Annotated in this window: 25 protein-coding genes and 1 pseudogene; 21 read left to right on the forward strand and 5 right to left on the reverse strand. The window is 60.2% G+C overall.

Annotated elements, in window-relative coordinates; all coding sequences use genetic code 11:
* Position 1: 1 nt before the first annotated feature.
* Positions 2–553 carry a DUF7342 family protein gene (locus MUG96_RS22625; protein WP_089767348.1) on the reverse strand — a complete coding sequence of 184 codons (552 nt, stop codon included), beginning with the start codon at positions 551–553 and terminating at the stop codon, positions 2–4.
* Positions 554–689: 136 nt separating this feature from the next.
* On the opposite strand from MUG96_RS22625, the gene MUG96_RS22630 reads away from it, so the two are divergent.
* From MUG96_RS22630 to MUG96_RS22670, 9 genes are all read left to right on the forward strand, one after another.
* Positions 690–1,571, forward strand: a complete 882-nt coding sequence (locus MUG96_RS22630; RefSeq protein WP_246989865.1) for a biosurfactant protein 1 — start codon at positions 690–692, stop codon at positions 1,569–1,571.
* A 138-nt stretch (positions 1,572–1,709) separates the two neighbouring features.
* Positions 1,710–1,898: a DUF8012 family protein gene (locus MUG96_RS22635; protein ID WP_006183366.1), complete on the forward strand. Its 189-nt coding sequence runs from the start codon at positions 1,710–1,712 to the stop codon at positions 1,896–1,898.
* Positions 1,899–1,989: 91 nt separating this feature from the next.
* Positions 1,990–2,370: a hypothetical protein gene (locus tag MUG96_RS22640; RefSeq protein WP_246989562.1), complete on the forward strand. Its 381-nt coding sequence runs from the start codon at positions 1,990–1,992 to the stop codon at positions 2,368–2,370.
* Positions 2,371–2,437: 67 nt separating this feature from the next.
* On the forward strand, positions 2,438–3,100 hold the full coding sequence (locus MUG96_RS22645) for a DUF6735 family protein (RefSeq protein ID WP_246989563.1): 663 nt from the start codon (positions 2,438–2,440) through the stop codon (positions 3,098–3,100).
* Positions 3,101–3,175: 75 nt separating this feature from the next.
* A complete protein-coding gene (locus tag MUG96_RS22650) occupies positions 3,176–3,598 on the forward strand; it encodes a DUF8025 family protein (RefSeq protein ID WP_246989564.1) in 423 nt (140 codons plus the stop codon).
* 108 nt (positions 3,599–3,706) lie between these two features.
* On the forward strand, positions 3,707–4,207 hold the full coding sequence (locus tag MUG96_RS22655) for a DUF7995 family protein (RefSeq protein WP_246989565.1): 501 nt from the start codon (positions 3,707–3,709) through the stop codon (positions 4,205–4,207).
* Between the two features lie 6 nt (positions 4,208–4,213).
* Positions 4,214–4,579: a DUF7568 family protein gene (locus MUG96_RS22660; RefSeq protein ID WP_246989566.1), complete on the forward strand. Its 366-nt coding sequence runs from the start codon at positions 4,214–4,216 to the stop codon at positions 4,577–4,579.
* A 75-nt stretch (positions 4,580–4,654) separates the two neighbouring features.
* Positions 4,655–5,050: a DUF7567 family protein gene (locus MUG96_RS22665; protein ID WP_246989567.1), complete on the forward strand. Its 396-nt coding sequence runs from the start codon at positions 4,655–4,657 to the stop codon at positions 5,048–5,050.
* Between the two features lie 75 nt (positions 5,051–5,125).
* The gene (locus tag MUG96_RS22670; RefSeq protein ID WP_246989568.1) at positions 5,126–5,701 is read left to right on the forward strand and encodes a hypothetical protein; all 576 of its coding nucleotides are present in this window, start codon (positions 5,126–5,128) and stop codon (positions 5,699–5,701) included.
* 88 nt (positions 5,702–5,789) lie between these two features.
* On the opposite strand, the gene MUG96_RS22675 is transcribed toward MUG96_RS22670, so the two are convergent.
* On the reverse strand, positions 5,790–6,578 hold the full coding sequence (locus MUG96_RS22675) for a CBS domain-containing protein (protein ID WP_246989569.1): 789 nt from the start codon (positions 6,576–6,578) through the stop codon (positions 5,790–5,792).
* Positions 6,579–6,659: 81 nt separating this feature from the next.
* Between MUG96_RS22675 and MUG96_RS22680 the strand changes: the two genes are divergently transcribed.
* On the forward strand, positions 6,660–7,007 hold the full coding sequence (locus tag MUG96_RS22680; RefSeq protein ID WP_246989570.1) for a DUF8165 family protein: 348 nt from the start codon (positions 6,660–6,662) through the stop codon (positions 7,005–7,007).
* Between the two features lie 16 nt (positions 7,008–7,023).
* On the opposite strand, the gene MUG96_RS22685 is transcribed toward MUG96_RS22680, so the two are convergent.
* Complete coding sequence (locus tag MUG96_RS22685) at positions 7,024–8,388, reverse strand: restriction endonuclease (RefSeq protein WP_246989571.1); 1,365 nt, start codon at positions 8,386–8,388, stop codon at positions 7,024–7,026.
* Positions 8,389–8,504: 116 nt separating this feature from the next.
* Between MUG96_RS22685 and MUG96_RS22690 the strand changes: the two genes are divergently transcribed.
* The 11 genes and pseudogenes from MUG96_RS22690 to MUG96_RS22735 all read left to right on the forward strand — a co-directional run bounded on the left by MUG96_RS22690 (position 8,505) and on the right by MUG96_RS22735 (position 17,647).
* On the forward strand, positions 8,505–9,191 hold the full coding sequence (locus MUG96_RS22690; RefSeq protein ID WP_373222137.1) for a DUF6166 domain-containing protein: 687 nt from the start codon (positions 8,505–8,507) through the stop codon (positions 9,189–9,191).
* Between the two features lie 864 nt (positions 9,192–10,055).
* Entirely contained in the window at positions 10,056–11,417 is a 1,362-nt protein-coding gene (locus MUG96_RS22695; protein WP_246989573.1) for a restriction endonuclease, read from the forward strand.
* A gap of 290 nt (positions 11,418–11,707) precedes the next feature.
* On the forward strand, positions 11,708–11,929 hold the full coding sequence (locus MUG96_RS22700) for a DUF8129 domain-containing protein (protein WP_058984724.1): 222 nt from the start codon (positions 11,708–11,710) through the stop codon (positions 11,927–11,929).
* A gap of 122 nt (positions 11,930–12,051) precedes the next feature.
* Entirely contained in the window at positions 12,052–13,053 is a 1,002-nt protein-coding gene (locus MUG96_RS22705) for a DUF6610 family protein (RefSeq protein ID WP_246989574.1), read from the forward strand.
* Positions 13,054–13,128: 75 nt separating this feature from the next.
* Entirely contained in the window at positions 13,129–13,476 is a 348-nt protein-coding gene (locus MUG96_RS22710) for a DUF8013 domain-containing protein (protein WP_246989575.1), read from the forward strand.
* 87 nt (positions 13,477–13,563) lie between these two features.
* Complete coding sequence (locus MUG96_RS22715; protein WP_246989576.1) at positions 13,564–14,490, forward strand: ArdC-like ssDNA-binding domain-containing protein; 927 nt, start codon at positions 13,564–13,566, stop codon at positions 14,488–14,490.
* A gap of 121 nt (positions 14,491–14,611) precedes the next feature.
* Positions 14,612–14,986, forward strand: a complete 375-nt coding sequence (locus MUG96_RS22720) for a DUF8216 family protein (protein ID WP_246989577.1) — start codon at positions 14,612–14,614, stop codon at positions 14,984–14,986.
* Between the two features lie 111 nt (positions 14,987–15,097).
* Positions 15,098–16,102 (forward strand): phospholipase D-like domain-containing protein, encoded by a 1,005-nt coding sequence (locus MUG96_RS22725; RefSeq protein ID WP_246989578.1) that lies wholly within the window; start codon positions 15,098–15,100, stop codon positions 16,100–16,102.
* A gap of 5 nt (positions 16,103–16,107) precedes the next feature.
* Positions 16,108–16,557, forward strand: coding sequence for a hypothetical protein (locus MUG96_RS22730; RefSeq protein WP_246989579.1), 450 nt, complete (start codon positions 16,108–16,110; stop codon positions 16,555–16,557).
* Positions 16,558–16,600: 43 nt separating this feature from the next.
* A pseudogene (locus MUG96_RS24360) lies at positions 16,601–16,732 on the forward strand (DUF955 domain-containing protein); the annotation flags it as partial.
* A 99-nt stretch (positions 16,733–16,831) separates the two neighbouring features.
* Entirely contained in the window at positions 16,832–17,647 is an 816-nt protein-coding gene (locus MUG96_RS22735) for a hypothetical protein (protein WP_246989580.1), read from the forward strand.
* A 13-nt stretch (positions 17,648–17,660) separates the two neighbouring features.
* Here MUG96_RS22735 and MUG96_RS22740 read toward each other — a convergent pair whose 3' ends face one another.
* Together MUG96_RS22740 and MUG96_RS22745 are read right to left on the reverse strand one after the other, a co-directional pair.
* A complete protein-coding gene (locus tag MUG96_RS22740) occupies positions 17,661–18,464 on the reverse strand; it encodes a DUF6036 family nucleotidyltransferase (RefSeq protein WP_246989581.1) in 804 nt (267 codons plus the stop codon).
* Entirely contained in the window at positions 18,461–19,387 is a 927-nt protein-coding gene (locus MUG96_RS22745) for a helix-turn-helix transcriptional regulator (RefSeq protein ID WP_246989582.1), read from the reverse strand. The genes MUG96_RS22740 and MUG96_RS22745 overlap by 4 nt, the downstream gene beginning before the upstream one ends.
* Positions 19,388–19,454: the final 67 nt, after the last annotated feature.

Raw genomic sequence — 19,454 nt, forward strand, 5'->3', positions numbered from 1 at the left:
ATTAGCTCGTGGCGCGGTCAGCCACGTCGGTCATCTGCTCACGGGCGGCTTCGACGTCGGAGTAGAGTTCCAGTGCGTGCTTGATGAGGCGGCGATCCTCCTCGTTCTCGCGCCAGAACGCGATGACGTCACGGCGCTCGCGGAGCTCGGCACTTGCGAGATCACGGTCGGCGAGCGACTGTTCGAGCTCCTCCCACGTCTCGACGTCGTAGGTCGCCTGCCACTCCTCGATCTCCTCGGTAATCGCCGCCAGTTCGTTGCGTAGCTCCTCGCGCGTGTTCTCCTCAATGAGCGTCCGGATTTCCTCGAAGAGCAGGCGCGTGTAGTCCGGCTGATAGCGCGTGGTCTCGCCGGCCTCGACGCGACGCAGCTGGCCTTGGTCGACGAGATCCTGGAGTTCCTCGTTGGTCGTACTCCAGGCGGCGTCGGCCTGCTCGCTGATCCAGTTAACCGACCGCGGTTCGCGAAGCGTCTCGGCGACCGCCCGAATACGGTCGCGGGCACTCATCGACTCAGCCCACGTCTGGACGCCATCTCGCGGGGATTCGGACATGCTTGGCACCTCTTGCAACAGTGTTCGCGTTGTACTCCCATATATGTTTGTACTCTCTCGTATAATCGAGAGGATATTGCGAGCGAAGGCCTCCGGACGTTGAAATGCGATACCGACAGAAGCTATGAGCCAACCGATGCACAACCGATATTCTGACTTCGAGGAACTGCGGCCGACTGGCGAGGCGTCCCACATTCCGGACACGAGGCTGGACGACGGGTGTGAGGGTGCCCCCCGGCGGCAACGCGTCGCGACGAGCGCTGGTGGCTACCCTGATGCGCCGACGGCCGCCGACGGCGAGTGTCGGTCCTGTGGGGCGTCAGTCCCGATCGGCCAGACGAAATGCCGGTTCTGTCTCACCAACCATCTCGGGAGTGACGCCACAAGCACGAACGAGACAGCGTCGACGACGTTCCTCGGTATCGTCCACCTGATCGTCGAGTCGACCACGTTCTACGGCGCCGTCGCGAAGGGCGGCGCAGCGGCGAACCTCCTCTCCGCCAACGAGGCGGAGCCGGCCGTCGACAACTACACCCTCATCTACGATCTCGACGAAGCACCGGCGCGCCAGCTGGTCGAGCAATGGCCCTCACTCCCCGACGCGGTACAGGTGGCCTCAAAGGAGGGAGAGCGGCTTCTCAGTGCCGCCCGTGACCGGACTGAGTGGCACGGGCAGGGAGCGTCGGAGCGTCAGGAGCAGGCCCCGACGCGGCTCTACGACCAGCGAGGGGACGGCATCCGCGACGCGTCGCGTCTCGATGCGGTCCTCGACGACGCCGACGACGCGGTGTGGCTGGTTCCAGCGATGGCGCTGACCGAATCTACTGGCCAGGCTGTGGCTGATCGCCAGGTGTCGTCGGTACCGACGACGCAGGAACTCGAGTGTCAAACCTGTGGACGGGCGACCGACCATCGGTTCAACACCCACGAGTCGATCCCGGATGAAGCGTGGACGGGACAACCGATCTGGGAGTGCGGGGTGTGTGGCTCGGCTCGCTACGGCCCCAATCTCGAGTAGCCCCAGTGCTCGGCTTCGATTAACCAACAGACTGCGAGTACCGTCGAGGTTCGTTGGTTAAGGCCGCGAGCTCCTCCAAGCCCGACGCCAATCTCGATGGGGCGTCTTTCCGCGCCGGCGAGCGGTGAGGCGCTTTCGATGGAGCAAGAGTTCAAACAAGGATACCGGATGCATCGTATACTCAGCAATCTCAACCGACTCGACGTCGACCGATTGGACGACGCGGATCGAGAGCGAGTCGAGACCGCGAGAGACCTCCTGGAAGAGGTGAGCCTTCTCACGCGGCCGAGCGACGGAGCCGGGGCGGACGCCCACGCAGATTCCTGACTGGAGTCCCCGGCCACGACCAGGGAGGCAACTCTCGCGTCGGTTTATCGCCCCCGACAGGGGTGCGGGGGCGACCCCGTGAACTCCAGACATGGCGACACTGCAAGCTGCGACGACGTCGACTGGCGCGATCGTATCGGATCCGCAGGCAGTCCGCGAGCTCTGTGAGAGCTACTGCTTCGGGACGCTCGACTGGGAGGTGACCGAAGACGGAGAGCTCACCATCTGGGGGTACGACGACTTTGAGGTGTACGAGGCGCGGGAGAACGGCCTCCCAGACTACGAGGGCGGCATCGTGACCCACGAATTCCTGCGAGAACTCGCCAACCACCTCGAAGCCGACGAAGAGTTCGAGATCCAGACGGCGGGGTTCACCAAGTGCCGCTTCCCAGTCCTGGCCAAGCGGTACGTCGTTCGCGACGGCGAAGTCCTCCACGCGGACCTCAGTTCCCTCGACCCGATCGACGAGTAGAGTTGTTCGTCCCCCGGGAGGGGTGCGGGGCGATCCAGTCGTGGTCGCCCCGTGAGGTGATTGCTCGATGGGACACCGCGCACTCGTTGCGTACGAACGCACAGACGGACAGTACACGCTCCACTACAGCCACTGGGGTGCAGCGAACCTGAAGCTCAAGCACCGAATCTCGGCTGAGTCGCCGTTCGGTGGCGACGACACCGACTCCAAATGGGCGAAACAGCTCCTCGCAGAGCTGGCCGATGGCCTCGAGGCAGATGCGGTCGACGGCTACCTCGCCGGCGAGGATCGACCGTCGACCATTGTCGAGCCGAAGCCCCGCGCCACCGGGCTCACCCTCGACGAGATCGTCGCTGACCATCTCGACTACCTCCACCACGAGGCGTTCTTCGTGGTGTCGACGACGTTCGAGGTGACCGCCTATCGGACGCTGTGGTTCGGGCTCCAGTACGACTCGGAGACAGTCGAACAGGGAGAGACGGTCGGGAACGGTGCGCTCGCGACGGTGCGCTGGTACGACGGCGAGCCGGTCGGCGACGGCCACCTGCAGGGCCAGTTCCAAGCCCTGAAAGACGTCACCGGCGATATGCTCGACAAGGGTGTGTTCACCCAGTCGACGGCTCGTCAGTATCTCAAGCAGAAGCTCGGTGAGTGGGTCGGAGAGCGTCAGGAGTTGCGAATTCCGGGCGGTGAAGCACCGTCTACCGGCGCCACGATCAGCCGCTCATAGGCCGATCTGTGTCGACGCAGATGGTGGTTTGTCTGGGGCAGAAAGGACTGAGCCCCACCGTGGGCTCGTGATCTGATGCCCGAGAAACCAGACGCCGATCCATTCCTCGATTGCGAGTTGGGTCCCGACGCAGTCCTCGGGACACGCACCTTCGAAGATGTCCTGTTCAACGAAGAGACGGAGACACCGGTGAACGTACTGACCGGCGAGACACCCGCACACTCACAGGCGACCGTCGAGGAGGCGACGGCGTTCGCAGCGAGCATCGACACGGACACGCCCCAAATCGCGCTCCCGGCCTCCGTCGAGACGCAAATCGAAACCCAGAGCAAGCCCTACACGGCGGCAGCGTTCTTCCACTTCAAGGCTACCGGGTCGCTCGAACTGCACCGTGCCTACCATGCCGCCTACGAATGCGATGCGTTCAGCGTTGATTTCGAGGCGGACTACGAGGCCGGCGACTTGACGATCACCGTCGAGCGTGCGGCCGACTCCTGAACGCGATCTCACGAACCAGATTTTTCGAGCGCCGGCGATGGGTGCCGGCGCACCGAGCAGACAGAGCGGACCAGAGCCCGGTGAGTCGGCGCTCCGAGGTGAACGAAGATGCATATGGTCATCTACGCCTTAGTCGAAGCACCGACTCAGCACGACGCCCTGATTGAAGGGAAAGCGGTCTTCGACCGTCTCGTCGGCGCGAATCCCCACGGATGCGCCGTGTTTGATTACTACTGCACCTTCGACGAAGACGATACGATGGTCGCCGGGAAGGCCCGCTGGGGTGACCTGCCGACGGCAGCCCCCATCAACTCAGAGGAGGGCGGTGAACTCCTCGACCGGGCCTGGAAGGCCACCAAGGAAGAGTTTCAGCGGAATCTCGACCGCGTGAAGGAGGCCCTCGACGAGCTCAGCGACGAGGCGATCATGCGCGACGAGGACCTCGCTCGGCACGCGTTCCACCAGGTCGGCGCCTACGAGGGGCCGTCCATCCCGATGTACGATCAGCACGCACAGGGGATTCGGCATCGCGGCCAGCTGGATCGTGTCCTCGAGGAAGAGGAGGACAGTCAAACGCTCTGGATCGTCCCCGCGGACGTTCACTTCTAACCGACGATGCCACGGATCACTAACTGGGCACGAGAAAGTCGCACACCGACGCTCGCGTATCGAAACACCGAGACCGGCGCACGGGCTGTCCTGCACCGGGCCCCCGACTCCTACCGGTACAAGTGGCGAGGAGCGATCCTCGTCGACGGCTACCCGGTGTGGTCGCGAGGGTACGAGACGAAAGACGCGAAATCATTCCGGGACGAACTCCGGAAGCGCCCTACGCCCGAGCTGAGTTGTCCCGAGTGCCCGAACGACGATGTCCTCGTCGGTGAGAAGTCAGCAGAGGGGGCGAAGGTTCAGCGCTGGTTCGACTGTCCGGACTGCGGGTACGAAGCACCATCACGCATCGTCTACGGGGCCGAGCGGTGACTGAGCGAACCTCCGTCGCGTTGTTTTTCGTCCGGGCAGGAACGGGTGGCCCGGTTCGATCGGGCCGGTCCAACAATGAGCCTTGAAGTACTCAACCGACACAGTGAGGCACTGTTCGAGTTCCTCTGGTGTCCCGTCTGCGGGCACGAGGTGTTCAGTCACATTCCCTTCGAGGGCGTTTTCTGCAAGAACTGTAACACGCAGGTCGTCCTCCAAGAGTCCCGAGAAACGCGTGGCTACGAGGAAGCCGTCCTCGCCTGCTTCGACACGGACTCGACGTGGAACCTTCACGTCGACGAGAAGCTACGAGGCGACCTCCCTGACGGCTCGGCACGGGTGAAGATACTCGGCGCACCAGGTGCCTACAAGGTCGACTGGTGGAGTCCAGCACCGGGGGACGACTGGGAACCGGTCGAGCGGGGCGAGTTCGACGATGTCGAGGAACCAGACGAGGTGTCACATCTAGCGTAGCAGCTGTCAGTCGCAGCGGCGAGTTTGTTGTTGCGCCGGTGATGGGTGCCGGCGCACACGCGCCGGCGGTGATCGATGTCGACTCGAAGTCAACTCCGATTCGTCCAACGAGTCGAACAGCCTGGTGAAAGCGATAGCGACGCTGAACGGATCGCACAGGTGTACCGCCATTCAGACGGGTATCCGGCGAGTGTCCTTCGGGATCTCGTGCAACTGAAGGACCTTCTCGATGCGACGCGCGCCGAACGCGGCCCAGCCTACACAGCAGCGACGTTCGTGTTCCTCGATAAGCTCTCGACGGTCGAGCTCTATCTGGACGGCGACCCGGAGCGAACGATCGACGAAGCGCAGCCAGCAGACCTTCTCGAGACGTCCAACATGGAGCACCTCGATCAACCACTGTTCCTGCTGGGCCACGGCGTCGAGAATCCAGCTGACGGCATCCACGGCGACGAGGAGTTCCTCTACGTCGTGGAACTCCCGACGACGAACGCATTCGACGAGCCGGCCGAGTGGACAGTCAAGGTGAGCGGCCATTCAGCGTTCCCCCGCTGGGACGGCCCGACCGACGAAGCCTTCGAGCGGGCGACTTGGCAGTTCGAAGGGGCGCTGACGGTCGCTCTCGACGATCTGCTCGCTGAACCCGTGTAGGAAATGTTCTAATCGGTAGCCCTAGAATTGTAGAAGTCTCGAAGGTAGGTAGGTAGTTCTTCGAGAGTGTTTTTGTGGTTGTCCGTAGTTACGTTGAAACAGCATCCAGACAGTCCGTGAGTGTCGTGTAGGTCTGCTCTACGGACCCGATCGTTCTGCCCTTTCCCAACCCCTCGCCAGTGTGCTGAACGATCAGTTGGGAATGAGCAACGGAGTTTCGCAACTTGGTCAAATCGTCAAGCTGGCTCGACGCTCGGTGATCACTCGAAAAGTCACAGGCATCCCAGCAGGCCTCGATACTGCTGATGATTGTCGCAAGCGTTGAGAACTGGGCGTAATGGATTTCATTGAGTTCGATGTTTGATCGGCGGGCGTCAGCGTGTCTCTCTTCGATATCTTCCACAATATCCGGATCGAGGGGTACACGATCCTTCCAGTCGGGGGCCTCGTCAAGAACGAGCTCACGGAATCGCTCTTCGAGTAATGTGATGCGATCGAAGAGGTGGATCATCGCCGGCGACATGTTCAGGTCGGCACGCGTCAGGATGCCCGTCAGCCGATTCCGCCCGCCCAGAAAATAAAACGGGGCCTCGTAGAGTGCCGAAAGTACCTCATCGAACGTGGCGTCGGTACTGATGATCTCCTCGAGTGTTACTGGGCTCGTGTGGGCTGCAATTTGATCGTCGGCCGCTGCTTCCTGCAGGTGGTCGAGTTTGACATATCCGACAACTGTCTCTCCGTCGATTACGGGTGCGACATCATATCCCTCCAACTCAAGCCAGTCAGTGGTCGCAGCGACCGTGGCATCAGGTGATTGTGACGCAATTGACCGCGTTGCGAGATCACCCGCGGTACAGACGTAGAGGTCTCGTCCCATTATCCCAGCCCTCGGCTTCGCGGCGAATAATCCTTCGGCCAGCACAAGAAATAAGTAGAGGTAATCACCAAGTATAAATTGATGAGTATAGGGCATTTTTTCGATGCAGGCGGATATCTCGACTACGGGGACGCAGTTGCGTTGCTGCCGGTGGAAGAGTTGCGGGCGAGAGTTTACACCCACCGAGATGCGGAGTGTGCGCTCGGAGACGCACCATCCAATTCCGTGCTCGCTATCAGACCAACGGGGTTGGCGAGCAGCTACGCGTTGACTCAGCGGCCACTAACGGCAATCGAGGTCGCATCGCTGGATAACGGGCTTCGGAACCAGATCGGCGAAGCCGTCGATGTCAATCTGGCGCAGTTCGAACTCATCCAGATTGGGAGAGCGACGACACCTGCACAGAACCGGAGTCTCGCGGAGTTTTGACGGCTACCGACGACATCTAGATCACCCCGAGTATGACGAAGAGGCCGATGACGAGCAGCAGCGTCGCGACCACGCTTCCCCCGGCCAGTATCTTGTTCTCCATCGCCTTCTCGTGGAGCGGCATGTCGGCGTACTCCTCGCGGAACGCCTCGAGGTTCTGGTCGTCGTAGAAGTACTTCGTCTTCAGCGCGAACCGCTCGGTGACTGCACAGCCCGTACAGACCGGCTCGCCTTCCAGCCGCTCCGTTTTGGTGTGGCTGGGGCAGGCGATGGCCCCACAGTTGGAACAGTACGTGTACGTCTCGTCGAGGCCGCTCGTCTCGCAGTGGACGCACCGATTGATGCCGTCCTCGGCGGTCACTCGTGACGGGCCTGCCGCGTAGTACTCGTATGGATAGGTGTACGCTTGGATGTCGGTGGTGTGCCGAACCACGGGGAGGTACACCGGCTCAATCGACTGGACGGAGATGTCCGAGCGGTTCGGCTCGCAGGTCTTGTTGTACGTGACGTTGTTGTCACCGGTGTAGGTCACCGTCGTCGTGTGGTGGTGCTGGAGGCGGTCCACGGCCCACTCCTTGTACTCCGTTTGGGTCTGTCCGAACCGCCGCTCCTCGACGTCGTCGAACACCTCTCCGAACTGCTCGGCGTCGAGATCGACCGTCGCGTGGAGATTCTCGGTGACCAGCGTCCCGACGTCCTCGTCGACGACCTGCGGCTGCCCGCGTTCGGCGTGGGCGACGAATCGCGTCCGGTCGTTGATCCGATGGATGACACCCACCGACGTCTCGAAGATGGCGTTCGTGTCCGCGGTGACCGCGACCACCGGGCGGAACGACACCGACGAATGCGGTTCTGGAAGATCGGCGGCTTCGATGTTTTCGATGTCGCGGAACGCCTCCGCGACGGCCGCGTCGACGTCGGCGGCCGGGGCGTACGGGCGGAGCGTCTCGTCGCAGAGAATCTCGATGCGCCCGTTGTAGAGGTCGAGGCCGATCTCGTCGGCGATCTCCCGGAGGTCCTCGCCGTCGAGTAACTCGATTGGGTGTGGGTCGTCGTTTTGCTGGAGGCGGTCGGCGTACTCCTGAGCCGGGTTCGTAAACCGGCCGGTCGTGACGACCATTCCGCGTTTGGGGCCGTCGAAGTCGAACGTCGCGATCGCCGAGTGGAGTTTCTGGACGACCGGCCGCCCGACCGTCCCCGTGTGCTTACACTCGACGATGATCGCACGCCGCGTGCCGTCGACGACCTCCTCCATGAGGACGTCGCGGCCCTCGTCAGCGGTTCGGTCGGCCTGGCGGACGTTCTCGTAGCCGAGGTTGCGGAACACGTCCTCCATCACGTCCTCAAACTCGAACCCCGAGAGCTCGTCCAGTACAGCCATCCTCAATTATGTGGACAGTACGTGCAATTGCCAAATACGTTGCCGAACGCTACGCCGTCCTGTTTGTTGAACCCCCAGAGGGGGTGCGGGGGTCACCGAACCACCCGCGAGCAACGATGAACGGGAATGTACCTATGGCCAGTTCGGAATCGGTTCCAGTAGCATCGCCCGCACAGTCTCACCGAGACGCAGTCGAGTACGTAGGCTTCCGCGTCGACGGCCAAGCCGTCGTGCTGAACCTCTCGGAACATCGGCGACTCTCCCTCGAGCGCAGTCTGGACCTCGTCAACCACAGTCCGAGCGGGTTCGAGTGGGGATACAGTGGTAGCGGGCCTGCCCAGCTCGCGTGCGCACTCCTGCTCGACTATTACGACGATGAGCAGGTCGCCCGTGAGCACTACATCGCGTTCCGGAATCAGGTGATCTCACAGCTGGAGTGCAACGGGGCCGCGGCGTGCTGGCACCTCACCGGCGAGGAAATCGACGCCGCGATGGCGACCCTTACCGACGACGTCGTCGCCCTCGCCGATGGCGGACGGCCGTCGCCGACGCTCCCCGAGAACTGGCGAACCGTCTCTCGCCCGGACCGGCGGGTCTTCCAGCGCGCTGATCGCGACCACTACATCGTGCTCGGGGATGGAAGCGACGAATGGCTTGTCGTTCTCTGTAGCCAGGGCGACCGTACATATCCTGCCCCGCTCGCACATCGAACGGTTATCGAGGAGGCTGACGTGGAACGGGTAATCCGAGAACTCGCCGAAGAGAGCAACGACCTCATCGAACCCCCGGAGGGGGAGCACTGATGGAGACACTTCGACTGGCGCGAGCCACCCACCAGCTCCTCGAACGTGGTGTCGAGGCGCTCGAGAAAATCGGGCGCGAACTGGAGCGATACAACGACCGGGAGGAGTGATTCGTGACCCAAGCACAGTTATTACCGCCAGAATTACCAGACTGCTCTGGTAATCAGATAATAATCAGATATGGATATCCCCACGGACCGTTCCGAATACCTACCCGGTTTTCCTTTCAAAGCGACACGGGCTATCCTCGTCGTCCTCGGACTATGTCTGCTCGTCTATTCAGTCCCCGTTACGGGGACGTTTGACCAAGTTGATCCTGTAACGCGCTCAACGTCAGTACCGCTTGAATATACGACTACAGGAGGAGAAACCGAGTACGGGACTTTCGATATCCAAATCACGACTCCGACAACTGGCGTCGCTACAAACGGAAGTGTCCGGATACGGATGCAGACCGGGTGGGGGAATCCATATGCCAACACAGAGAGCCCGCCAAGAGCACCGCTTGAAGTCGCCGTTATCGCCGCACCGACATCATGGCGACCCGAACGGGCGGCCAGAGAGGGGACAGTCCTCTTTGCGAACACTTCCACATACGAGCAGGGCGAATACGCGACGTTCGAACGAGTACTACACTTGCCAGCGTCAATCGCACCGAAAGGGGTCGGACCTACGGAGGCGACATTATACTATTACGCGGCGTCAAACGCTGGAACCAATCGTTTTGAGATACTTCGAACCTACACAGTATATCGACCGTTCTGGGAACGGCCACGGGCATGGGGACTGCTCGCTGCAATAGTTCTCCTAGGTGCAACACTACCGACGTTCAACCAGTCGGTTCGTAACCGTCTCGCCGAACCGGTGCAACGCTACGCTGATCGACAATGGCGCCAGGATCTCCTTTCCAAAGCACAGAGACTCGACGACAAGTTCGACACAGAGACTACAGCCAGCGCGGGATCACCAGTTGAACAGGCTATTCAAGCAGCTCCGCGTGAGAATCTTCAGGATTGGAGTCAGAGGCTGGAACAGTTCGCAGTACTGGACCAGACGCTCTCAAGACTTCCTTTCGAGGAGTTACCGGTTGCAAGGACAAAGGTTCGGTCACTCGCAGCCCAGACGTGGAGTGACAACGATCCCGCAACCGCGAGCGATCTAAATGACGTGCTTACGGGGATTGATATTGGCTTTGAAGTTAGAATTCGTGGCCAAAGCTACGATGGGGCCAAGCTGCTTGACCAAACCCTTGCTGACTTTCCGTCCTCGGAAGATGACCAGCTTGAACAGGCTGCTGCAGAGATAAATCGATTCGAGGACGCCCGAGCAACCGTCGAACAGTGGAGTCAGCCCAGTAGTAGTCCGGCAGACTCGGCGAAAAGTAAGCTGGCTGTTCGTGTCGATAGCCAAGTGGTTGAGCCAACAGCGATCTGGGAACGTCTTGATACCATCTTGACTGAAGGAACTCTCGATCAATTCTGCGAGCAAGCAAAGGCGGTTGAAGATTTCGCAGCTAAGACCGAACCACTACGAAGCAACAGTGGGTCGTCTCATCCCTTATCAGCTGGCCAAGCACAGGATACAACGATCGAGGACGCCTGTAATGCGGTTCGGGAGGGCGATCTAGATGCCATCGAGAAGGCGATGGTGAAGGCAGAGGCATGGGTCGCCGAGCAGGAAGTGGCACAGATGTTCGCAACTACGGACTTGTCTCACAGTTCTATCGACCCGACTGATGTCCAGAATCGGGTTGACCAAGCCCGCGCCACTAACGACTACACTCGCATCAAATCAATCAGGGATGAAGTAATGGCCCAGCTTGACTCGACGTGGCAGCCATCGGATCTGCTTTCATTAACGCCAACGCAGTTTGAAGAGGTTCTGGGACAGCTTTATCAAAAGAATGGATACGACGTCCAGGTCACACAGCAATCGGGAGATAGAGGAATTGACGCTATTGCACGCAACGGCAGGCGAACAATCGCTATTCAGGCCAAACGCTACGATCCTAACGGGGCCGGGAACGTGTCTGGTCCAGAGGTCCGAAACGCAATCGGTGCGACAGTACAAGAAGGCGCAGATGTCTGCGTGGTCGCAACATCGTCTGGATTTACTCAGGACGCAAGGCGGGCTGCTATGGAAACAAAAGGTGTAGAGGTACAGCTACTGTCTGGACGAGATGTAATCGAAAAGCTCTCGAAGAGTCAAATTCCAAATCCGACCTAAGTTCGTTTTCCGAAAGGCAAGAACATCCGATCGAGTCTATTGTCCCAGATTCTATAGTAACATCCGGAGGCAGAAGGCGCCGATAGGTTACAAGCATCACCAGCGGGCGAGAACGGGGGCTCTCAAACATCGAGCGCGTCAGCGACGATCTGCAGGAGAAGGTCGACCAGTTCGAAGAGGGGGAGGACGCGCTTCGTGAGCGGTTCCAAGAGGCGATGGCCTGACGCCACATCGGTGACGTAGTCGTCTGTTCTGTTTTTCTCGCCCTGGAGGGGTGGAGGCCAACCGAGATGGAACAGTCCACGATTAGCGACGGGAGTGACGACGAATTCCCACCCGAGAAACGTCTTGAAGCACCGAATTACCGATTGATCAAGGCCGGTATCGCGACGATCCCGGATATGGAAACCCTCCAAGAGTGTGTTGCCTACGAGAACGCTCACCAGAATCGGACGCAGATCCTGCGCCGGCTCAAGTGGAAGGCTGAAGAGCTGCGTGAGGACGAAGAGTAAGCCCTGTGCTTAACCAACATATTCCGCATTAATTCCCTATTGTTGGTTAAACCGCTGTACCCCGGTTTTTCAGGCCCCTGAACGGGTGCGGGGCAGCCAGCAGCGGCCTCGCGAGCCTAATCATGTCCCTTGATCTGAGCTCCAGCGCCAGCACCACCCGCGAAATCGCCGCCGCCAGACAAGCAGACTATGTGGCGTTTCTGCATCGAGCTCCGTTCGTCGGCGATGCTCTAGCCCTCGGATTTCTCCCCGGATTTCGCGAGGACTGTGGGTACCAAGAGACGCAGTATCAGAACCTCAGCCTCTTCGTCGGGATGCTCGACAACGATTTTCGGAATCCCGATCTGGAGCGGTTCATCGACCGCTTCTACGAGTACGAACCAGAGGTCGGGGTCATCGGGGACGTCGACGAACTCGACGACGTCGACGCCCACGTCGCTGCTGCTCGTGAAATCCAAGCGAGCTATCCCGAGGCCCAGCTCATCGTCGTTCCGAAGTCGCGGGCGGTGATCGACGCGATACCCGAGAACCTCGTCCTTGGCTACTCGCGAGGCTATGCTGACCGGTTGGCCCACGAGTTCTCCGACCCAGCCGATTGGAGAGGGCGGCGCGTCCACATCCTCGGCGGGAGTCCACCCAAGCAGCTCGACGCCATTCGACAGCTGACCCGACCGACACTCACTGACGAGCCACCGGCCGACATCGTCGGCGTCGACTGGAACGGGTTGCATCGTGGCGCACAGTTCGGTGAATTCTGGACGGCCGACGGCTGGGACGACAGCGGTCGCGACGCCGACCACGTCACCGTACGAAAGACGGTGCGCCACAGCCTCGCTCGCGTCCGTGAGTTCTGGAGGACCCACGGAATCTGGCCCGAATCGACACCGCAAGACGAGGGGCTCAACGTCGAGTACGAGGGACCGAGTCCTGCCGACCTCGTGGGCGCCGCCTGTACCGAGTGCGGGGCGAATGTCTGGCGAACTCGCCGCGGCCCGTACGTCGCCGAATATGATACCGGCGCTATCTGTGGATACTGCAGCTACGAGTGCTACTTCAGTCACCGTCACCGGAACAACCTGAAGGAAATTGCCGGCGAGCAGAGCGTCTACATTCCGCCGGCGTGACTTAGCGACCTGTTTTTCGAGCCCCGGGAGAGGGCGGAGGCTCGGTCGTGAACCTTCGTCCAGAGGTGACTTTCCGTGAGTCAGCAACAAACTGCAGACGACGTTTCAGTCGATGAGATTCCAATCGATATCTCGAACACCCAGTCCGGGGATATCGATCCCGCCGATGTCCCCGACGAAATCGAGTCGATCACCCGTGGTCTAGCGAGCGAACAGCCGCCGACGAACCCCCTGGTCGTTCTCAAAGCGGTTCGCTGGTGGTACATCCATGGCAAGGGTGGAACGGATCCCGCCTTCAGGTGGGCCATCGAGTGGACGCGTCATCTAGCGACCGACACGCCCAGCGACGTCGATCGATTCGACGAGTTCCTCGAGTACCTCGTCACGGTCGGCTTCGCTGACGAGACCCACGAACTCCGCTAACCAAGAGGGCGATTTTTTATTCGCCCCAGAGGGATGCGGCGCGTTCTGAACTGATGCAATCGTGGTAAACCCGATTCGGTGAACACAATGGCTACGACCAGTGACTCGTCGGTTTCCTTTGAGGAGACCGACACGCGAGACGACGAGATGAACAGCACCATCGAACAGTGGATCGACGAGCTCGTCGCCGGCGTTGACGACGCGCAGGCGAGCGAGGAGTTCCAAGAGTGGCTCGACGTCCAGAGTCGCTTTCACGACTACTCCTACCGGAACACGCTCCTCATCAAGCGGCAGTGTCCCGAGGCGAGCCGGGTTGCGGGCTACCGGACGTGGCAGGAGGAGTTCGATCGTCACGTCACGGAGGGCGAGTCGGCCATCTGGATCTGGGCGCCGATCATCACGAAGCAGTGCCCGGAGTGCGAGAACTCGCCGAGCTACCACGAGGACAGTGACTGTGAGTACGACGAGACGCCGCCCGAGGAGTGGTCCGAGGGCCTCGTCGGATTCAAGCCCGCGCCGGTGTTCGATGTCTCCCAGACCGAGGGCGAGCCGCTTCCCGACCTGGACACGGCAGCGACTGGGGACGCCGGCGACCTCGTCGAACAGCTGACTGCCGCCGCTGACGACCTCAGCGTGACGGTGCGAATCGTCCCAGCCGAGGAGTGGACCCACGGCGAGGCGAAGGGCATCTGCGAACAACTGAGCCTCGTCGACGTCCAACCGCTCGTCGAGGTGCGAGATCGGGAGAACGAGGCCGACCTTGCGCGGACGTTGATTCACGAGTACGCCCACGCTCTGCTCCACTTCGACGTCGACGACGACACCGAGCGGGCAAAACGCGAAGTCGAGGCCGAAGCCGTCGCGTACGTCGTCGGGCGGTACTGTGGGCTCGACACCAGTGGGTCAGCGTTCTACCTCGCAGCCTGGGAGTCGGACGACTCCGAGGTCGTTCGCGAGCGGCTTGGACGGATTAGTACCACAGCAGAGAAAATCGTCGAGATACTCGAAAATTGAGGAATTAACCAGCACTCGATCCGGTACTCCGCTGTTCGGTTGTTATTAGACTCAGTACCGCTTTGTGTTGCCAGCGTATCGGGTGGCTGTTTTTGTCACTCGGCACTTTAGATGAGATTGTATGCCGGCACCAACGGGAACTGATGGAGTCGGACGAGCTGTCCAAGAGGTTTTCGTGCCGCCGGTGGGCGTTTTCATCATCGTCGTGGTCATCAAGGAGTTCGTGGGGCCGGTGGTAGCAGGACTGGTGTACCTGCTCATGCTTGTTGTTATCTTCTTAGGGATCTACACCTCGGCAAAAAATTGGAACATCCGCTACACGATGGGGTTCGTCCTATCTGGTATCGTCCTGATTTGGATGGCTCCCAGCATTATCTCGACAGTAATCCATCCCGTATTCGGGTTGCTTGGTACCCTAATCGGGATCGTATTCCTTGGCGGAATGGCACTCCTATTGATCGAAAAAGCTGGCCTTGATGAGGTGTTGAAGAGGTAGAGAGAGGCGGCGTTTGCTTCTGTACTAGTTCTTCTCGTAACAGCTGCGTTGCCGCCGGTCGCTGCAGCACGATTTTAAATGATATGTGGTCTAAGTATTTTAGACGAAACGATGTCATCACTAGGGCAACAAGATGAGAAAATAGCGCGGGAGATTCTGAAAGCGCTCTATGATCAGTTCAAAGACGTGCAGTACCGTGGCCTGACAGGGGATGGATTGTACGAGGCATTGGAGGAGTACGAGCAGGACGACGTGGCTTATGTGGCGGAGCGAATCGATGGAGAATACGTCGAAGTACAGGGGGCACTAGGGCAGCGAATCAGCACAATCCAGATTACTGCGGCAGGGATCGAGAAACTGCACGAAGACGGGTGCGAAACCATCATCGACGGCAACACCCGGTACGACATCCTAGAGGAATTGTACCAGCTTGATCGAGAGAACACCGGGGTAGTATTCGCCGAGCGAGACGAACTAATTGACGAAATTGGGGATGAAACGCTCGTCGACCAGAACATCTGGTACCTGAAGGAGAAGCGACTCATCGAGACGCACGGAGGGGGCGGCGGACTCTTCTACCACGGCGCCAGGATCACAGACCGTGGTGCAGATCGGTTCGAAGCATATCGGAACGATGGTGTCGAAATTCCGCGGACAGGGACGCACCGATCACTTCGGCAGGCCTCGATTGGCCCTAACGAGTCGCAACAAGCTGAGCACCTGTTCCGGGATTTCGTGGAACTTGCGCGAGACGAGGTGATTATCATCGATCGGTACGCCCGTGAAGGCCTCTATGATCTGCTCCAGCACGTGCCGAACGGCGTCGAAATCAAAGTGATGACGACGGATCGCGTGACTGGAGGGGGCTACCAGCAGCGCGTATCCCAGTTTGCGCAGCAGCACTCAGATATCGAGGTCCGGTATCTCTCGGACAGCGACTGGGATTTCCATGACCGCTACATCATACGTGACCGGGAGGATGGTTGGGCATGGGGTCACTCGTTCCACGACGCCGGTGATACGCAGCACACCGCCTCTGAGCTCCGACCAATCAATCGGGAATCCATTGAGTCCCAGTTTACGGCCGCTTGGCAGAACGGGACGGTGGTCGTATGACGGATATGGTAGCCAACATCGATTTACCCACCGACGAGGCCGGGATGCTTCCCCGTCAATGCCCGAGCTGTGACGGTCAGTTCACGATCCATGGAGAGACCTACGAACAAGAACACTATCTGAATCTCCGGTGTCCATACTGTGACTGGATCGCGGAGTTCGACGAGTTTCTCACAGAGGAACAGGCAGAGTACGGGAATGCTGTTGCAGAAAATGAGGCGAGGCAGATGCTGGAGGACCAGTTCGCAGATATGTTTGAAGACGCATTCAGCGGTACGGGATCAAGCGATTTCATCGAAGTCGAAACGAATACAGACGATATCGATTTCGGTCACCGGAACACCCCCTCGCCACACCTGGCTATCGAAACAGACCAAGTGACGTGTAGTGACTGCGGATTCTCCTTCGCTGTCGAGGAGGGCTCAGGGAACATCTCTTGCCCTGTATGCCGGTGAATTAACCAGTTTTCGGCATTATTAGCAAAGATACTTTTTCAGCACCAGTAAGTCGGTTTTCTACCTCGCTGCGTGGGAGTCGGACGATCCCGAGGTCGTTCGCGAGCGGCTCGGACGGATCAGTTCCACAGCAGAAGAGCTCATCGAAGTGCTCGAAAGCGAATCTTCGTCCTAATCTAGTTAACCAACAGAGTGATGGATTCCTTCCGCTCTGTTGGTTAAGTTTTTCAGCGCCCGCGGAGGGGCGGAGGCGCATTCAGACCTCCGTCGAATGATGACTGAACCCTATCTCACGACGGTCCTCGAGGAAGCCGAGCACGTTGCCGAGCAACACGACCAGGTCGCTCGAACCACAGACAACCAAGCCCACGAGTACCTTCGATACGCCGTCCTCCGAGTGCTTGAAGGCGAGTCGGACCACCTCCCAGCAGACTGGACGCCGATCGACGGCGTGACCGTCGGCTACGGCAGCGACGAGGCGATGTACGACAGCTGGGGCTCCAGCGAAGACTGGTGGGAAACTGTCCCGCCCCAGGAGGCGTGTACACGCTTCCGGGTGTTCTTCCCGGACGACCACCAGACGGTTCCCCGCGACATCGTCGACGTGATGGCCGCGCTCGGGGCCTGGCGAGTGTGGACCGGACGTGCAGCCGCGTGCGGCTCCTACGACCATCGCGAGCGCCGCGAGGTCCACTACCTGTGGCCGGAAGACCATCCGGTGGAGGAAGTGCTCCACGAGCGGCTCAGTAGCCCTGCGGAAGCCGTCGCTCCCGACGGTGGCCGAACGGGCGACGTTCGCGACCGACTGGTCGTCGACGAGAACGCAGAGTCGAAGGACGATCTCGAGCCCCGCACGAAGCGTGCCGTCGCCGAAGCGATGGACGTCTCACTCCTCTCGAAAGGTGGCCGCTACGAGGTGCAGTCCGCATCCGGTAACAGGTACGAAGTCGACGTCGTCGACGAATCGTGTACCTGTCCCGACTGGCAACAGCGTTCACCCGAAGGCGGCTGTAAGCACCTGCGTCGCGTCGATCACGAGATCAAACGGGGCCGCGTTCCCCGACCAGACGGCCGCCTTCCTTCCCCGTAGGGTCGTGATTTAGCTACTCCACGGGACGGACTGTGTCGCCATCCCAACGAACCCGGTCGAACGTTGAGAGATACGCGATCCGGTCGTGAACTTCGTCGATATCTAGCTCCAGTTCGGCGGCCAGTTCGTCGACGGTCATCGGCTCGTCGAGTGCCTGGAGGACTTCGAGCCCCCGGTAGTACCTATTCGTGAGCTCCTGGACGCGGGCCTCGATCGGCGTGGTCACCCCATACCGCTCCTCGAGTTCGACTAGGGCCTCGTTCGCGAACGTGGCGAACTGATCGTCACCCAGGCGTTCGATCTGGGCTTCGAGTTCATCCCGGACGACGTCGTAATCGAGGCCGGCCTGCACGAGCATATTCATATCCTCGATGTCGTCGTCGCGGCCGGCGATCGCCTTGAACAGGAAGATATCCTCGTTGCTGACTAGCCGGACCGTCAGTCGGTCCGTATCGAGGAACGGCTCGCTGCGCTCTTGCATCCCATCAGTGAGCACGAGCTTGTTCGCGACTTGCTGGTTGAAGATGTCGAGGCGACATCCATCATCGTTCTCGACGCAGCTTGTCGCCCCCAGCGCCCGGTAATCTGGATCCAGCGATTGAACCTCCGCATACCCGAGATCCATCAGAACGCCCCACAGCTGGCCGTACGCGTCGCCGTCCGGGACGACCAGATCGATATCCTTCGTCGCCCCCTTGAGGTCGCGCAGCGACATCGCACCACCACCAATCAGGTATACCGTGAGCGGTTCAGATAGCCCGTCCCCGATTCGCTGGAATTCGTTCTCGATGTACTCACGTCCGAATGTTGGTCTCATTGTGGTAGTGGCACCTCGTAGTCAGCAGCCAGCTCCTGGAACTCGTCCCACGCCGGGAGCCGGGCATCGTCGACCTCGCCGTGCGTCTCAAGGTAGCGAAGCAAGGCGTCGATTTTGTCTTCGAGGCCATACTTCGCCGCCTGCTCTCGGAGATCCTCCTCGTCGACGTCGACGTGGCTGAGCAGGAGGAGACAGTACGAGCGGTGGCGGCTTCCGTCGTTGATCAACAGCGTGTGACAACACAGCTCCGCCGGCGAGACGGCGTCGATCTCCTCGGAGTAGACGTAGTATCGATGGCCAGTGAGTAGGAACTGGAGACCGAAGGCCGCGAATCGAGCGAGGCCGGTTTCGTGGAACGCCTCCGCGTCAATCTCCGTCTCGGTCTGGGCGAGGAATTCGTCGTAGTCCTCCCAGAGAATCGTCCCCTTCGGGGCAACGGCTTCGAGGCGTTGGCGATGGAGATGGTGTGCGAGTTCCCGGGCGAACTCGTGGAGGCGGTCGAAATCGGCGTTGAAGTCATAGCGGCCGTCGGCCGTCCCGACGAGACCACGGTCACGAAACCGCTTGAGGACACGGTTGACCGTGTTGCGGTAGTTGTCGCTCCGGTCAGCGATCTCGGAGACGGTTCGCGGCTGGTCGATGTAGTACAGCACCTCGAGTGCCTTCCCGGTCAGCAGTTCGGGGAACTCGATGTGGGAGTGCTGGCGGACGAGGTCTCGATAGAGTTCGACGGCGCGAGCATCCGACGGGACGACTCGTTTTCGCCGGCCATCGCGTTCCGTGTAGACGAGCCCCTTCTCGACGAGGTCGGCGACGGCACGAGAGAGGTAACTCTCGCTGTGGTCGAGCTTCGCCGCGAGCTCGGAGATCGTGTCGCCGCGGTCGACCGTGGCGAGGACCTCAAGTTCAATGCGCCGGAGCACGGTGTAACATTGCACGAAACTCGTATATAAAGAAGTTTCGAGTAGTGTTACATCCAGCAGGTGCGAG

The organism is Halorientalis marina (genome assembly GCF_023028345.1).
GTDB classification, from domain to species: Archaea; Halobacteriota; Halobacteria; order Halobacteriales; family Haloarculaceae; genus Halorientalis; species Halorientalis marina.